A 16,433-nucleotide genomic window follows, 5' to 3' on the forward strand; every position below is an offset into this window, starting at 1 on the left:
ATAAAATTGAAGGCACAGCATGACACTGATGAATGTAAGTACACAAGGATCTGTTGCTATCTTAACTATGACAACAGCTGAAAATCGCCATAATCCTGCTTTTGCAGAGGCTTTTTTAACTTGCCTTGACGAAATCGAACGTAATCCTGAACACAAAGCACTCGTGATCACTTCAAGCAGCGAAAAATCATGGAGTTTGGGCATAGATACCGATTGGCTAATGCCGGCATTAAAAACACAAAAATTTGCAGAAGTAAGTGGCTTTATGCACTCGATGGATGCGGTATTTAAACGCCTATTACTCTTCCCAATGCCAGTAATTGCAGCAATTAATGGTCACGCGTTTGGTAATGGCGCCATTTTATCGTGTGCTTGCGATTTTAGGTTTATGCAAAGCGACCGTGGTTTCTTCTGCTTTCCAGAAGTTGACTTATCAATCCCGTTTTTACCGGGCATGCTCGCCTTTATTAAAAAAGCCATTCCAGACTATCGTTTTAACGAGATGATGCTAACTGGCCGCCGCGTTACCGCAGGCGAACTTGCCACGGATCATGTTATTGAACAAGCTTGCCCAGACAACGAAGCTTTATTTAATACCGCCCTCGAATTTGCCAGCCAGTTCGATAAAAAACGCGCGATTTTCGCCGAGCACAAAAAGCGCCTACACAAACACATCATCGACACCATTGATATAGAAAACAAACCGATTATTGATGCTGTTCAGTTGGTTGTTTGATTCTAGACTCTGGACTTCTTTAGAGGAGCTTTAGAAAAAAGTTTTAGCAATAAAAAAGGCCGCTCTGAGAGCAGCCTTTTTCATATTTGGTGGAGCTGGGGGGATTTGAACCCCCGTCCGAAAAGCCTCGACCTTTGGTACTACATGCTTAGTATCGTCTTTTAGTTAACCTTATACAGCTCGGACGAACACGATCTGCAAAGGCGAGGCCGCTTAATTTTAGCCCTTCAACCCCGGCCAGGGTTTCCGTAGCGAGTCCGTGTAGGGTGACACTTCAGAACCGGGTCCACAGACATACACCGGAGAAGTGCTAGCGGGCTATTATGCCGCTAGAGCGTAGTTATCGTCGTTTGCGATTACTTTAAATTGCGGCTTTTTTACGAGGCCAACCGCACCTCGACATGCACCTCGGGCGTCTTGAATTCCGTCGAATCCTAATCAGCCCCTGAATTTGGTATCTCATTCAGAGTGTTTTTGCAGTATAACTGAGTAGCCTGTTCAGACTCAAGGCATTAATCGGGAAATTTTTGCTAAGTGCCTTTGACTGCTGAAATTTCAAGCAGGAAAAGTCAGTTTTATACATATTTTCACATTTTAATCATACAAATCCTTAACATAGTACAAAAGTTGTGCTGAAATAGGAAACGTTGTTACCCTTCTCCAAAAATAACCTGTAACAACACATAACTATAATAAAAGGCAGTTTTTTACAGGGCTTTTCAGATGTCGATGTTTTCATTCGATGAACAAAGTGGCTATGTCTCTTTGTGTGAGCATCCTAGGGATGCGGGTTTTCCTACTACGAGTTCTCAATTAATTGAATTACTTGAGCAGTCGCCTTATGCCAACTACGAATATATTGATGCCAATATAGGTAAGTTGTTTATACCTAGCAGCCAATATCAAAACCAATCGTTAGTGGTTGCTAAAGCCGTTGATGCTCACCTTGAAGTGAAAGTTGATGCTAAAAACATGGTGGTTGAAGCAAGCCTAACAACAGCCCGTGGCGGTAAAATTGTCAGCATGGATATGGCGCAAGAGGTGCTTGCAGAGGCGGGCGTGATTAAAGGCATTAGTTTACGTGCTCTCGATACCTTCTTAGGCCAACAATTTAAGCAACCACCCGGCGCCCATTACACCGCGATTGTTGCCCATGGCCGAATGCCTAAAGAAGGCACTGATGCTAAATTCGTGCGCTTATGCTCAACAGCACAAGACCGTGTTCTTAGCCCGCAAGCGACCTCTGGCGGTAAAGTCGACATGCGTAATTTAGGCGCCATTATTACCGTTAAACCTGGCACGCCATTAATGCAACGAGTCCCTGCAACACCCGGAGAAGATGGTTTTACGGTGTTTGGTGATGTGATGCCAGCTAAGTCCGGTAAAGACTTACCTCTTGAGCCATTTGAAGGAACGCGTATCGATCCAAACAATAGCAATATGTTAATTGCCGATGCTAAAGGCGTGCCTGTTGCCCTACCCCGCGGTATGCGCGTGGACGATGTATTGTGCTTTCATCATGTTGATGTAAGTACGGGCCATGTCGAATTTGATGGCAGTGTTATTATCAGTGGTGATGTAAAAGATGGAATGCGCGTCAAAGCAACGGGTGATATCACTGTATTAGGCTTTGTTGAATCAGCCACAATTGAAAGTAAAAGTGAAGTCACCGTGATGCTTGGGGCTGTTGGCAGAAAGCGTGAAAACGTTGAAAACTTTACCTGTAACATCACGGCATCGCGCACTATCTCTGTTGGTTATGCTCAGTACTGCCATATAAAAACAGAGCAAGATTTATTCATTGAACGTCAGGCTTTGCATTGTGATTTAAGCGCTCGTCGCCTTATTCGCGTTGGCAAAGCCAATAATCCGCGAGGCAAAATTATTGGTGGCAATATTTTAGATGCGATGCGAATTGAAACCGGCGAGCTTGGTGCGCCGTCAGGCACTAAAACACGGGTTTTCATTGCTCAGTACTGGCATGATTTACGCCAAAAGCAGCAGCAAATTAATGACTTCGAAAAGTTATTAGCGACCAAAGCAGCTGCCTTACAACAGGCTCGCAAAAAGGCCAATAAAATACCCGACCCAGCTCAACGTGCGCATTATATTAAAAAGATCACTGCCAGCGAGCAGCAGATTAAAATCAAAACAGCCAGCACAAAGAAAAAGAAACACTTAGTGAAAATTAAGATTGCGCGCTTATTAGCAACAAGCCGCTTAAAAGTGAATGAATTAATGCATCCTGGGGTGGAGCTTAAGATAGCGCAAGAGAGTAAACAGTTTTCACGTATTTACCCTCCTAACATGGTACGATTTTTTGAAGGCAAAATTACTCAGTCGTTTTAACGGCTGAGTCTTGCTCCTCTTCTGTCGCTTCAGTTTCAGGCAATGGCCAACCGCCGAGTTGTTGCCAGCGATTAACGATTAAACAAAACAGTTCTGCTGTGCGCTCAGTATCATATAATGCTGAGTGAGCTTGTTTATTATCAAACTCAATCCCTGCCGCCCTACACGCTTTAGCTAATACTGTTTGCCCTAGTGCAAGGCCTGCCAATGATGTGGTATCAAAGCTAACAAATGGATGAAATGGCGTGCGCTTAATTTTACAACGCTCAATGGCGGCATTTAAAAAGCCGTGATCAAACGCTGCATTGTGTGCTACTACCACTGAACGCTGACAACCCGCTGCTTTTTGTGCCTTGCGCACGACTTTACAAATTTCTTTAATCGCTTCTTCTTCAGGCACCGCACCACGCAGCGCAGAAAAAGGATCAATACCATTAAACTCAATGGCCGCTTGTTCAATATTCGCGCCTTCAAATGGCTCAACATGAAAATGCACAGTATGATCAATACTTAACACGCCGTCGTCATCCATTTTCAGTACAGATGCAGCAATTTCTAATAACGCATCGGTCTCTTTATTAAAACCTGCGGTTTCAACATCAATCACAACAGGAAAAAAGCCACGAAAGCGTTTTGCGAAAAGAGTTTGTTCAGTATTTTCCATAGTCTTCTTGGTTTGCCAGTGTAAGCTGGCTATTATGTCAAAAACCACGGCTACTCTGCTAGAGTAAATAGTGTGAAATCGCAGATTCTTACTGAGTTTTTAGGCACATTACTTGCTTTATATTAATCAGCTAGCCCTGTGTTTAGTGTGCTAAAGCAATTAAACACAAAAATTGCCAATTATTTGGCATTGATGATTTGTTGGAGAATTACCGTGATGAAGCTTTCATTACTTCCTTTAAGCCTAGGCCTATTAACCTCAGTTGCAAGTATAAATGCGCATGCAGCCATGCGTGAGTATACCGCTAATGCTGATATGTCGAACTGGCAAATGGTTAAAACTTCTCGCTTAGAATGCCAATTAAATCATGAAGTTCCTTACTATGGTGAAGCAATTTTCAGTACCACTGCCAGTAAAAATAAAGACGTAAACTTTAACCTTGATATGGTCGTACGCCCAGACAACTACAGTATTGCTGGTCTAAAAGCCGTACCACCTAGTTGGCGTGCAGGTATGCCTGCTCGCGACTTAGCAAACATGAAGCTATTACGTAAGTTTGACGGCGAGCTTGGTAACAAAACTGCTTGGGAAATGCTGACCGAACTAGAAAAAGGTTACCAACCGACATTTTATTACCAAGACTGGCAAAACAGTGCCGATAAAATTGCCGTTGGTTTATCGAGTGTCAACTTTAAGCAAGCCTATTGGGCGTTTTTACAGTGCCGAGATGCAATGCTGCCATACAGCTTTGAAGATATTTCGTTCACAGTGATGAACTATGAGCCTAATACCAGCAAACTGACTAAATCATCACAAAAACGCTTAGATAAAATTGGCGAATACTTAAAGTACGACACCAAAATCGAATCTATTTCAATATCTTCTTACACCGATAGCTACGGTGGTCGCTGGAATAACCTCGAATTATCAAAAAAACGTGCTAAAGCGATTAAAGATTACATTGTTAGCTTAGGGGTTGATGAAAGCAAAGTAGATACCGATGGTTACGGTGAAAAGCGCCATGTTGCTAGCAACGACAACATTTTAGACCGAAACAAAAACCGTCGTTTAGTCATTCAAATTGCAAAAATGTAGCCGCTTAAGCGGCTACTAGCTTTAACTCAGTTCTATTGACTTCACACGCTTAAAGCGCTTAAGCCACTTATCGCCAAACTGAAAAAATGCGAGACTAATCATAATGATGGTCGCGCCAACAATCAGAGCTTGGTCAATGGGCTCATCATTAAGCAAACCACCTAAAGCAATTGCAAAACTTGGTGTGATCAAGGTTGTTAATGCGACCGTGCTGGCGTTCAACTTTTGCAATACATGAAAATACGCCAGCGCACCAATTAATGATCCAAACACGCCTAAGTAAACAATTGAGTACAGTGATTTTGCACTCCACATCTGGCTATTAAGTTGGCCATCTACCAGCAACCAAGTAATAAAAAACAGAGGCGTTACAAAAACCAACGCACCAAATGTGGTGGCCATTGGATGAATAGCAATTCTTACCCGTTTGATCATCACACCGCTCAAACTAAAAAAGCACACTGCCATAAATACATATAACAGGCCACTAAGCTGCTCTACTCCCCCTTGAATATGGCGCTGGCTTACTAAAAATAAACCAATTAAGGCACAGCCAAGTGCGCCAAGCTTAATGGCGCTGAACTTAGGTTCGTTCAAGATCTTTTGCGCAAGTAAGCCCGATAAAATTGGCGCAAGACCAAACATCAATGATATTAACCCTGAAGGCACTGTTTTAGCGGCCATGTAGCTTAATAACATACCGCCAAAAATACCTATGCTTGAATAGCCATAAAGGAATAAAGCACGGCGATGCCAGGGCACTCGGATATTGGCAACAGCAACGACAAACGAAGCCAACACCAGCCCCACCAGCATGCGTAAAAACACAGCCAGGGTTGGTGCTACCGTTTCACTACTCCAAACAATACCCAGTGGTGTTGTTGACCAAATCACCACCATTAAAAAATATGAGGCTTTAACAGGCACTAGCTTATTCCTTTAAAAAGGCGAAAAAAGCGGAAGAAAATTTAAAAGGGAAATAACCAACCGCTTAGAACGCGGTTAGTAAAACTTACTTAATTAACCGCAGCAAATAACAGACCATACGACTGATGAGGTCAGGCGCATACAATTGTTTGTTGGTCGTTGGTTTAGCTGCATCATGGTATTTAATAAAGTAAGTTGAAGAAGCTTAAGAATCCGCCTAAATGGTGATTTTGTCAACACGAATACTCATGCTATTTGGCAAAAAGTTATTTGCTGATTTCAACTGCCTGTTTGCACATGTAAATCATAGGTTACATTTAATTTCTTTGATTTATAACAAAACTATTTAAGTTTTGTTAAACAAGTTATATCTTGCTTGCCTCTCACGAAGTTTAAGGGGCAAAAAGTGCTTAAAAATAAAACAATAGGTAGCATGTTAATTGTTGCTGGCACCACCATAGGTGCAGGGATGCTGGCATTGCCTATCGCCTCCGCAGGGCTTGGTTTCACAACAGCGTTATCACTTATCTTACTTACATGGGTTTTAATGACCTACACAGCATTACTGATGCTAGAGCTACATCAATATGCCGACAGAGATGCAACCCTCAATACGTTAGCTAAGTCATGGTTAGGTAAACGTGGCCAATGGGTCGCTAACTTTTCAGTGATGTTTTTGTTTTACGCATTATGCGCTGCCTATATCGCAGGTGGTGGTGCGCAATTACAAGAAAAGCTCAACAATGGTTTATCGCTTTCTTTAGCGCCGCAAGTTGGCTCAGTTATTCTGGCTGTTGTGATTGGTACTGTGGTGACACTCGGTACCAGCAAAGTCGATAAGCTTAACCGCGTACTGTTCACTATTAAAGTATGCGTACTAGCCAGCTTATTTTATATGCTGACACCTTATGTACACGGCCAACACTTACTTGAAATGCCGATTGAACAAGGTCTGATTTTATCTGCAATCCCAGTGGTGTTTACCTCGTTTGGTTTTCATGGCTCTATTCCGTCGATAGTGAAATACGTGGGTTTAGATATCAAAACACTTCGTAAAGTAATGGTGGCAGGTGCAGCATTGCCTTTAGTGATTTACATTTTTTGGCAATTACTTAGCCAAGGCATGATGAGTCAAAGCGACTTACTACAAAGCCAAGGGTTACCCGGTTTTGTAAGCAGTGTTGCTAGCATTGCTCACAGCCCACATGTTGCCACCGCTGTGAACATTTTTGCTGATTTAGCGCTGGCCACGTCTTTCTTAGGGGTGAGTTTAGGTTTATTCGACTTTTTTGCTGATGCATTTAAAAAAGGTGATGGCAGTAAAGATCGTATCAAAACAGCCTTGATCACCTTTATTCCACCCCTAGGCTTTGCGCTATTCTATCCACAAGGGTTTATTATGGCACTTGGCTACGCCGCCATTGCGCTGGTTATTTTAGCGGTGTTTTTACCGGTTGCTATGGTCTATAAGCAACGAAGCAGCAAACCTGATGCAGGTTACCAAGTTAAAGGCGGCAATATTGGCTTAGCACTGGCCGCCCTGTTTGGTGTGCTTATTATTAGTGCTCAAGGTTTACAAATGGCGGGGCTTATTCCAGCGATTGGTTAAACAGCCCATCAAAAAAAGCACCCTCGGGTGCTTTTTTTGTACCTGTGTTTAAGGTGTAATGCCAATTCGCTTAATTAAGTAGTCTATTTTGAGGCAAGAAAACCTTGTTGATAACAAGGCAAAAATTTCGTTATTTAGTTGTTCTAAATGAGAAATTTTTAACGCAGGTAGCGACAGGTTTAATCCCTCAAAATGATTAAATATTATTGCGGATTGGTATAATTAAAACACCATCGCCTTACCTCGGCCTGATGCTTCAGAAGCTGCATCTAATTTACCGTCTTTATTGATGATCACATGCATATCACCAAAATGGCGTTCATCAAGTGTATAACCCATCTTCTCAAGCGCTTTAACAACCTTTGGTTCAAGACCTGTGTGGTATCTAATCACATTTTTAGGCCATAACTGGTGATGGAAGCGTGGGCTGTCTACCACTTGCTCTGCAGTCATATCAAATTCAACCGCATTTAAAATTGACTCATACACAGAGCTAATAATCGTGGTACCACCCGGAGAGCCAGTTACCATTTTAACTTTGTTATCCTGAAGTAGAATGGTCGGTGTCATTGAGCTCAACATGCGTTTATGAGGTTGGATTTCGTTAGCTTTACCACCAATTGCACCAAATACATTCATCACACCGGGTTTGGCACTAAAGTCATCCATTTCATCATTCAAAATGAACCCTGCGCCTGATACAACCACACCGCTACCAAAACTTAAGTTGATGGTCGTGGTATTCGCAACGGCATTGCCCCACTTATCTAGAATAGAAAAATGCGTTGTTTGCTCACTTTCGTGTAAACCAGGTTTGATGTTCTCGGTAGTTGAAATGGCATCTGGGCGAATTGTACTTGCACGATTACTAAGATAATCATCTGCAAGTAGAGCTGTTTTTGGCACCTCATAAAAATCTGGGTCACCTAAATATTCAGCTCTGTCGGCAAATACGCGTTTACCAACTTCAGCCAAAATATGAACATAGGTGGTTGAGTTGTGCTCAAGCGTTCCTTCTGGCTTTGCCAAGTCGTACATTTTTAGCCACTGTAAAATAGCAATACCACCTGAACTTGGCGGTGGTGATGTGAGCACTTCGTAACCGCGCCAATTACCTTTAATCGGTGTACGCGATTTAGCTTGATAAGCTTTTAAGTCTTGCTCAGTAATAATGCCGCCGTGTTGCTTCATAAACGTCGCAATGATCTTCGCTGTCTCACCTTCGTAGAAACCTGCTTTACCTTGATCGCGAATACGTTTCAGTGTGGCGGCAAGTTCCGGCTGCTTAAATACCTTATTTGCTTTGGCTTCAGCAAAGTAATCAGCAAAGTTAATGTTTACCGATTTTTTAGCCATTCGCGCAATGTAACGCTCGATACTCGCAGCTAACTTAGGGTGCACAATAAAGCCCTGTTCAGCTAATTTAACTGAAGGTTCTAGCAGAGTCTTCCACTCTAAGCTGCCGTGCTTTTGATGGGCAAGCCACATTCCAGCAACACTGCCCGGTACACCACTTGCGTGAATACCATACACAGACATGTTATCAATAACATCGCCTTTATCATCAAGGTACATATCGCGATGAGCTGCAGCAGGGGCTGTTTCGCGGTAATCAATAAAATCACCTTTGCCATCTTTTTGGATCAGCATAAACCCGCCACCACCAATGTTACCGGCTTCAGGTAAAGTAACCGCTAATACAAACTGTGCCGCAATTGCCGCATCAACGGCGTTACCGCCTTGCTCTAAAATAGCGCGCGCCGTATCACTGCTGTAGCTATCAGGCATCGCGACGGCCGCTTGCTTTGCAAAGCTTGATGGATGAAAGAATATCGCGGTAACGATAAATAGATGTGCCGCGTATTTGACTAAACTTGCCATGGTACTTCCTTTTTCTTGATGTTATTTTAACCATTTAGACATGTGAAGCCCATAAGGTCAATTAGTTACGATTAACTTAGCTAAGCTGCTCTTTAGGACATGAATAAAGTACTGCAGGTAATTCACCTTGCTCATCTTGATGGGTATAGTTTTTTACAAACTTAAGGCCTAGTTTTTCCATCACCTTTATTGAGCCTAGGTTATCTTTAAGTGCTGTGGCACTGAGCGACTTTATTTCTTCTGGCTCGCTTACGGCTTTAGTAATGGCAAGTGCCGCCTCAGACGCATAGCCTTTGCCCCAGCTCATTTTTTTAAAGCGCCAGCCAATTTCTAAATCACTAAAATCAGGCTGTTCAAAAAAGCCCATAGGCCTGACTAATACCCAACCGATAAATTCATTACTCTCGATGATATTTACTTGCCAAAGCCCCCAGCCTTTTTGCTCATTTCGATACGCATTCAAGCGTGGAATAAACACCTCTTTAATGGTCTGCATAGTGGATACTTTGCCGCGAGTGAGATGTTTCATTACTTCTGGGTCGTTATCGAGCTCATAAAGTAGCTCGGCATCATTTTCATCCATTAACCGAAAACTTAATCGTGCTGTTCTAGCTATATTCATTTTTTATTGCTTATACTGCTTAATAGTTAATTAACCATTAGAGAAAAATATGAACAAATTAGCAAGCTTAGTTTTATTAGGCTGTATTGCCTTAACAGGTTGTGATGACGCAGAGCAAGCCAAGAAAGATGCCAGCGAAGCAAAAGAGGAAGTAAAGCAAGCGCTAAGTGATGCTTGGAGCGACGTAAAAGACGCCACCAATGAGTTTAACGACGACTCACTGCAAGAGTTACTCGAAGAGAGTAAGAAAATGGGCTTAAGCATGTATGACGACGGTAAAGAAATTGCCTTAGATGCATGGATTGAGAGTAAAGAAGCGGCTGGTGAACTGTCTGAGAAAACCAAGCAAAAAGCAAAAGAACTGGCTGAAGAATTAAGAGAAGCGCGCGAAAAACGCGAGCAAGAGAAAAATAATTAAAAAGAAAGGGCAAGTATTTACTTGCCCTTTTTTGTTAGTAATTAAAGCTCAAATTCTTTTTTGAATTTTAAGCCAAATTCACTGCGGTCATTGCTGCGCATTACGCCAACAAAACCAGATTGTTGTAAACGACCCACATCGTATACTTCGTTTAACACGTTCTCACCGTAAAGAGTCACTTCAAAGTCACCGTTCGGGTTTAAGTAAGAGATGTTGAAACCCACTAATTCACGAGAGTCAATGTGTTCACTTTGGTTGTATACTGATTGACCTTGCATATCGCTACGGTATGAGTAGTTAGCGTTTACTGCCACTGTGCCACCGTTACTTAAATCAATGAAATAAGAAGGTGCGACCATAACAGTCCAACGTGGTGTTAGTGCTGGTGAGTCGCCTTTACCAATACCTAATACACCGTCATCTACTTCTGTGATTTCTGAATCTAGGTAACCAATCGCGCTACGTAGCGTAAAGTCATCTGTAAATGCAATTGTTGTTTCAAGCTCGATACCTTGTGCTTTAGACTCACCCGCATTTTCTACGATAGTAACGAAACCGCCACCTGCAGTTGGATCTGAGAATGGTAATGCAAGGTCTGTGTAGTCAGTAACAAACACCGCAAGCATCATAGATACGTCTTCGTGTACTTGACCTTTAAGGCCTAGCTCGTAGTTAATTGCTTTTGTTTCATCGAAAGAAACAAATTGATCAGGACCACCAAATGGACGCGGTGGGAAACCACCTGTTTGATAACCTTTTTGGATTTGGCCATACACGTTCATGTTATTGCTAAGCTGGTAAGACGCATTTAAATCCCATGTTACTGCATCAAAATCAGCACTTACGTATTTGCGTGTTGCAAACGTTGGGAATAAGGCATCGGCTTCTTTTTTATCTTTCGAATAACGCAGACCACCGCCCACTGTTAAATCGTCGCTTAGGTCATAGCTTGCATTGATATAAGCTGCGTATGAGTTAGTCTCTTGGTTGATATCAAAGTAACCATAATCACCAAAAGACGCTGTAGTACCATCATTCAAAAGGCCATCAGGTGTGTTGAATGGGCTAAATACAAACGGACCAGAACTTGTGAAGCCATCTTCATTAAAGAAGTATAAGCCAGACACAAAGTCCATATTATCGAAGCTACCATTTAACTGGATTTCGAATGAATATTGATCTGCACCGCCTTCTTCAGGGAACTCTGATAAGTTAAGGGCAACAGCGTCATCATCAAGACCCCCTTCGTATTCTGAGCTACGGTAGCTTGTGATAAACTTAGCTGTATAGGTGTTATTGATATCCCAATCAGCTGTTAATGAAGTACCCCAGCCTGAGTAAGCCGTCGACTCAATACCCGCTACCGTCGTTGCTAAATCATCAGGATCGCTCGGTAACATGTCTTCTGTAAGTAATGGGAAATCACCATTGAATGGGTCATTCGGGTCAAGTGGCGCCGTTAGCTCAATTGTGTATGGTGATTGGCCTGATTCGTTATCAACACCATCAATTGAGAACACAAAAGATAAGTCGCTGTTTGCTTGCCATTTAAGCGCCATACGACCACTTAACTCTTGCTCTTCACCAATTTCTTTCTCTGGGTTAGCAAGGTTAATCGCTTCACCTACACCATCGCGTTGTTTATAAGACACGCTTGCCGACATGCTTACAGTGTCTGTAAGGCTGTTATTAAAGTAAACGTCACCGGCTAAACGACCACGGCTACCTACTTTTGCATTTGTAGTCACAATGCCTTCATCACCCGGTTGCTTAGTAATAATATTTACTGCACCACCTAATGTGTTGCGACCGTACAAAGTACCTTGTGGACCACGTAATACCTCTACACGCTCAACATTTGGTAATGATAAGTTAGAGCCCATTTGGCGACCAAGGTAAACGCCATCTAAGTAAACACCTACACCCGGATCAGTTGTGATCACATGGTCTTGTAAACCAATACCACGAATGAATACAGATGCATGTGCCGCATTACCTACACCGTAACGAGTGATGTTTAGGTTAGGTACGTATTTACCGATGTCTTCTAGGTTGCTCATGTTCGCTTTATCAATCAGGTTTTCACCGATTGATGTCACTGCTGTTGGCGACTCAAAAATGCTTTCTGTACGCTTACGCGCTGTTACTTCGATTTTTTCGAAAGCATCTTGTTTAGCAGTGGTTTTTTCTTGCTCAGCAAAGGCTGAAGTAGATAATGCAGCAACAATAGCTACAGTTAACTGTGAGAGGTGACGTAATTTCAATTAAAACTCCAAAGGATACCGTGTGTGTGTATTTTTACCCGTAAATTTCAGGCATAAAAAAAGACGCTTAGGTGTAAGCATCTTTCCTCTGGAGGGGTATTATATGTCAGTTTTGTGAAAATATGTATAATTTTTTTAATTTAATGCTGATTATATTAATTTAAACAATTAAATGTATGACAATTTGAATAATCTCTTCAATTAAATGACTATTGCAATTAAAATTATTGCGCAAATTCAAAGAGTAACATAACAGAAGTATAAATTTATCCTATTCCCACGCATTTAGTAGTAGTTAGATTATTCTATCGTAACACTTCAATGTGATTGAATTTCAAACAAGTAATAGTCTATGCTTTTATTTGATCCCATTTTGCAAGGAGCAAATTTTGAAATTACTCACCCCCTTACGTGCTGCAATTTTAATGGCAGTCGCTGCGGTCTCATTGGCCGGTTGCCAGCTTTCTTCAAGCGAACTACCCGCAATCAGTGATTCAGGAACAAAGAACTCAGGTCACGTAGTGTGGCATGATTTGATCACACCTAATTTGGCACAATCTCAAGCATTTTATGCCAGCGTGTTTGGATGGCAATTTCAAGCCGTTAACGACAGCTACACGCTGGCATCATTAGATGGAAAATTAATTGCAGGTATGGCAGAACTCGATAATAAACAAAATGCCAGCCATTGGCTGAGCCTTATCAGTAGTAAAGACATCGCTGGCGTTAGTGAAAAAACTATCAAAGCCGGAGGTAAAGTCTTAGTAAGCAGTACCGAAATTAAAGGCCGTGGCACTATTGCTGTATTAGAAGATCCACAAGGAGCTGTTTTTTCACTGATCAATGCCGTAAATGGTGACCCTGAAACTCAGCAAACTGATAACGGCTGGATTTGGCAAGAAGTATGGAGTGATAACCCAGAGCAGAGCAAAGCCTTTTACCAATCACTTGGTAATTATTCAGCACAAAGTAAACCGCTTAAAAATGGCAATTACAGCTACTTAGCCTTAAATGGCACACCTGCGATTGGCTTTGTAAAAAAACCAGATGCCGAGATTGGTAATACATGGGTGAATTACATTAAAGTAGCCGATATTGATGCAACCCTATTAAAAGTAACCTCGGCAGGCGGCATCGTATTGATGGCACCAAGTGACAAAGTACGAAGTGGCAGTGTCGCAATTATTCGTGATCCAGCGGGTGCTGGTATTGTTATTCAGGAGCAAATGTAATGAATAAAAAAATAATTCGCCTAGCTGCTCTTGCGGCTGTAGTGTTAGTTTTAAATGCCTGCACCCCCTATGCAAGCCTAGATATTAATGCGCCGTTTAAAGTAGGCCCTGTGTACGTTAACCCAAGTATTGGCATTGGCGGTACACTTTAATCAATTTCAGGGCGCTGCGTTTTAAACAAAGCGCCCTATCATTAGTGTTTTACTTTTAAGCGCTGTACCTGGGTCAGCACATCTTCAGCTTTGGCGCCTAGGTAAACGTAAATTGCCAGTGCAATCAACAAACCTACCACAGCAAACATCATCAATACAGCAGGTATAACATACTCAGTTTGCCCGAGTGCTGCTTTAAACATGGTTAGTAAGGCTTCTATCGATACTGCAATCAAAATTGTTGAGATAAAGCGTGTGATCGTACGTCTTGTTGAACTGTGGCGAAAAATATCCTTATGCATGAGGATTTCTTCTTCTAGAATTGTTTTACCTAAATCAAAAATAGCCAACGCTAAAGTAACAAAGATAATAATAGTAAATGGTTTAAGCGGGTCTGACTGGGTGTCTTCGCTAATCACTAAGTCCACCATTCCGGCAAACACTTTATATAACAGATAGAACACCAAGCAAAACAAACAAGTGACAATCAAGCCATAACCTACCTTAAAGTAAGGTGTCATTCTGGCTCGTTTGGTGTCTCCCATAATAAATTCAATCAGTTCTGTTAAACACACATCGATGACTAAGAACTGCTGCAAATTATTACCTGCAGGAATTGTTTTAATAACAGAAATACACAAGTGCTTTGTCGCCGTGGAAATATAGGGCGATGTAAAGTGCGGCTCCGGCGTAGCAGAAGCTAGTAAAAAATAAGGTCGAGCGCTTAAATCCTGCCCTGCACCAATATGAGTGAGTTTCTTTTTATATTGACGCTTAAAGCAGACATTATCACCTTGCTGAATGCCTTGTTCATTCAAGCAATATTGCAATTCTAGAAATGGATATTGATTGACGAGCTGTTGATAGGCTTGCTTGTTAGTCAACGATGCCTGAACACTGGCAAGTATAGAAAGAAGCAGTTCATGAATAAGCTGTTGTTGCTCTTCATATCGTTCTATAGCACTTAAATAACTCATTCTGGCCATCTTGCTTCCTCAAAGTAATGATATCAACTCTAGTTAAGCAAGGAAGACTCCAATTTTTATTTCTATTAATAATCAATTAGTTAATTTCGTGCACGGGAATGACATTAGAATAAAAGCACTATAAAGGTGCGCATTTTGTTTTATGAAGCACTAAAACGAAAAAAGCTGTAACTCAGTGAGTTACAGCTTTTTAATTTTGGTGCGGATGGGGGGACTTGAACCCCCACGGCCGAAGCCACCACCCCCTCAAGATGGCGTGTCTACCAATTCCACCACATCCGCATACAATTCTGTATGTTGTTAAGCTTTAAGTTTACTTGAGGAATGAAAACTGCTTAACGCTAATTAGCAAAGCTAATTAGTTAGGTACGTCAGACGTTTTATCTTCTGTCGCAGGCACATCAGATTGTGCTGGCGTTACAGTTTCAACAGCTGGCGCAGCTTCTAGGTTTTCCCACTCATCAGTCTTTTTGATTTGACCTGCAGTAAGGTTACCTAGAACAATACTTAGTACGAAGAAGATCGTTGCTAAGATTGTTGTTGTTTTAGTCATGAAGTTACCAGCACCTGATGAGCCAAACACGGTACCAGAAGCGCCAGCACCAAATGATGAACCCATATCTGCGCCTTTACCTTGTTGGATTAAAACCATACCAACTAATGCTAAAGCAACAATTAAATAAACTACTAATAAAATTTCGTACATCTTATACGGTCCCTTTTGCACTTTCACAGATAGCAGTAAATGAATCTGCTTTAAGACTGGCACCACCAATAAGGCCGCCGTCTATATCTGGTTGTGCAAATAATAATTCGCTATTTTTTTCATTCACGCTACCACCATATAAGATGGTTAATTGCTGTGCTACATCGCTATCCGAAGAAGCAACCTTCTCGCGGATAAACTTGTGCACGGCTTGCGCTTGCTCAGGAGAGGCAGTCTTACCTGTGCCAATGGCCCAAACGGGCTCGTATGCTACCACAGAATTCTTCAGTGCTGCTACACCTAATTTGCTAATTACAGCATCAATTTGAGCTGCAACCACTAATTCAGTTTCGTTTGCTTCACGTTGCTGCTCGCTTTCACCCACACATAGGATAGGAGTTAAGCCAACTTGCTGCGCTCGCGCAAACTTATCTGCAACAACGTCATCTGACTCACCGTAAATGCTACGACGTTCAGAATGGCCAACTAACGTATAAGCTGCGCCTAGGTCTTTGACTAGCTGAGCATCTACTTCACCCGTAAATGCGCCTGCTTGATTTTCAGAGACTGTTTGCGAACCAAACGTGACGTTTTGTTGCTGCAAAGAACTCAACAATGGGAATGGTGGAAACACCACTATATCCAGTTCATCCGATTGAACATTTTTGATAGCAGTTGATAACTGTTCAACAAGCTCTAAAGAGCCGTTCATTTTCCAATTACCTGCGACCATCGGCTTACGTGTTGCCATTATTCCACTCCACATTAGAAAGCGGGCAAGATACTAACTCG

Annotated in this window: 15 protein-coding genes, 1 tRNA gene and 1 other RNA gene; 7 read left to right on the forward strand and 10 right to left on the reverse strand. The window is 42.0% G+C overall.

Annotated elements, in window-relative coordinates:
• The first annotated feature begins 19 nt into the window (after positions 1-19).
• Positions 20-736 carry an enoyl-CoA hydratase/isomerase family protein gene (locus L1266_RS03605; RefSeq protein WP_199528685.1) on the forward strand — a complete coding sequence of 239 codons (717 nt, stop codon included), beginning with the start codon at positions 20-22 and terminating at the stop codon, positions 734-736.
• Positions 737-823: 87 nt separating this feature from the next.
• On the opposite strand, the gene ssrA is transcribed toward L1266_RS03605, so the two are convergent.
• Positions 824-1,182, reverse strand: a transfer-messenger RNA (tmRNA) gene (gene ssrA, locus L1266_RS03610).
• Between the two features lie 277 nt (positions 1,183-1,459).
• On the opposite strand from ssrA, the gene L1266_RS03615 reads away from it, so the two are divergent.
• Positions 1,460-3,085 carry a FapA family protein gene (locus tag L1266_RS03615; protein WP_235376881.1) on the forward strand — a complete coding sequence of 542 codons (1,626 nt, stop codon included), beginning with the start codon at positions 1,460-1,462 and terminating at the stop codon, positions 3,083-3,085.
• On the opposite strand, the gene rnt is transcribed toward L1266_RS03615, so the two are convergent.
• Positions 3,069-3,749, reverse strand: a complete 681-nt coding sequence (rnt, locus tag L1266_RS03620; protein ID WP_138601594.1) for a ribonuclease T — start codon at positions 3,747-3,749, stop codon at positions 3,069-3,071. The two genes, L1266_RS03615 and rnt, sit on opposite strands and share 17 nt — an antisense overlap.
• Before the next feature lie 216 nt (positions 3,750-3,965).
• On the opposite strand from rnt, the gene L1266_RS03625 reads away from it, so the two are divergent.
• Entirely contained in the window at positions 3,966-4,844 is an 879-nt protein-coding gene (locus L1266_RS03625; RefSeq protein WP_235377001.1) for a flagellar protein MotY, read from the forward strand.
• A gap of 21 nt (positions 4,845-4,865) precedes the next feature.
• On the opposite strand, the gene L1266_RS03630 is transcribed toward L1266_RS03625, so the two are convergent.
• The gene (locus L1266_RS03630) at positions 4,866-5,771 is read right to left on the reverse strand and encodes a DMT family transporter (protein WP_235376883.1); all 906 of its coding nucleotides are present in this window, start codon (positions 5,769-5,771) and stop codon (positions 4,866-4,868) included.
• A 406-nt stretch (positions 5,772-6,177) separates the two neighbouring features.
• Here L1266_RS03630 and L1266_RS03635 point away from each other — a divergent pair, with 406 nt between their 5' ends.
• Positions 6,178-7,380, forward strand: a complete 1,203-nt coding sequence (locus L1266_RS03635; RefSeq protein ID WP_082389182.1) for an aromatic amino acid transport family protein — start codon at positions 6,178-6,180, stop codon at positions 7,378-7,380.
• Between the two features lie 222 nt (positions 7,381-7,602).
• On the opposite strand, the gene ggt is transcribed toward L1266_RS03635, so the two are convergent.
• Together ggt and L1266_RS03645 are read right to left on the reverse strand one after the other, a co-directional pair.
• The gene (ggt, locus tag L1266_RS03640; protein ID WP_235376884.1) at positions 7,603-9,261 is read right to left on the reverse strand and encodes a gamma-glutamyltransferase; all 1,659 of its coding nucleotides are present in this window, start codon (positions 9,259-9,261) and stop codon (positions 7,603-7,605) included.
• A gap of 76 nt (positions 9,262-9,337) precedes the next feature.
• Complete coding sequence (locus L1266_RS03645; RefSeq protein WP_235376885.1) at positions 9,338-9,883, reverse strand: GNAT family N-acetyltransferase; 546 nt, start codon at positions 9,881-9,883, stop codon at positions 9,338-9,340.
• Positions 9,884-9,932: 49 nt separating this feature from the next.
• Between L1266_RS03645 and L1266_RS03650 the strand changes: the two genes are divergently transcribed.
• Positions 9,933-10,301, forward strand: a complete 369-nt coding sequence (locus L1266_RS03650; protein WP_187490101.1) for a hypothetical protein — start codon at positions 9,933-9,935, stop codon at positions 10,299-10,301.
• A 41-nt stretch (positions 10,302-10,342) separates the two neighbouring features.
• Here the strand turns inward: L1266_RS03650 and L1266_RS03655 are convergent, their stop codons facing one another.
• Positions 10,343-12,565: a TonB-dependent receptor gene (locus L1266_RS03655; protein ID WP_055196989.1), complete on the reverse strand. Its 2,223-nt coding sequence runs from the start codon at positions 12,563-12,565 to the stop codon at positions 10,343-10,345.
• 389 nt (positions 12,566-12,954) lie between these two features.
• On the opposite strand from L1266_RS03655, the gene L1266_RS03660 reads away from it, so the two are divergent.
• Together L1266_RS03660 and L1266_RS03665 are read left to right on the forward strand one after the other, a co-directional pair.
• A complete protein-coding gene (locus tag L1266_RS03660; protein ID WP_235376886.1) occupies positions 12,955-13,797 on the forward strand; it encodes a VOC family protein in 843 nt (280 codons plus the stop codon).
• Complete coding sequence (locus L1266_RS03665) at positions 13,797-13,949, forward strand: hypothetical protein (RefSeq protein WP_166338975.1); 153 nt, start codon at positions 13,797-13,799, stop codon at positions 13,947-13,949. The genes L1266_RS03660 and L1266_RS03665 overlap by 1 nt, the downstream gene beginning before the upstream one ends.
• A 41-nt stretch (positions 13,950-13,990) precedes the next feature.
• Here L1266_RS03665 and L1266_RS03670 read toward each other — a convergent pair whose 3' ends face one another.
• The 4 genes from L1266_RS03670 to tpiA all read right to left on the reverse strand — a co-directional run bounded on the left by L1266_RS03670 (position 13,991) and on the right by tpiA (position 16,392).
• Positions 13,991-14,935, reverse strand: a complete 945-nt coding sequence (locus L1266_RS03670; RefSeq protein ID WP_235376887.1) for a general glycosylation pathway protein — start codon at positions 14,933-14,935, stop codon at positions 13,991-13,993.
• A 197-nt stretch (positions 14,936-15,132) separates the two neighbouring features.
• Positions 15,133-15,217 (reverse strand) — tRNA-Leu (locus L1266_RS03675).
• 76 nt (positions 15,218-15,293) lie between these two features.
• Positions 15,294-15,641, reverse strand: coding sequence for a preprotein translocase subunit SecG (gene secG / locus L1266_RS03680; protein ID WP_054551698.1), 348 nt, complete (start codon positions 15,639-15,641; stop codon positions 15,294-15,296).
• 1 nt (position 15,642) lies between these two features.
• Positions 15,643-16,392, reverse strand: coding sequence for a triose-phosphate isomerase (gene tpiA, locus L1266_RS03685; RefSeq protein WP_235376889.1), 750 nt, complete (start codon positions 16,390-16,392; stop codon positions 15,643-15,645).
• Between the last annotated feature and the right edge of the window lie 41 nt (positions 16,393-16,433).

The sequence above is a fragment of the Pseudoalteromonas sp. Cn5-37 genome, assembly GCF_021532495.1.
In the GTDB taxonomy this organism is placed as follows: Bacteria; Pseudomonadota; Gammaproteobacteria; order Enterobacterales; family Alteromonadaceae; genus Pseudoalteromonas; species Pseudoalteromonas simplex.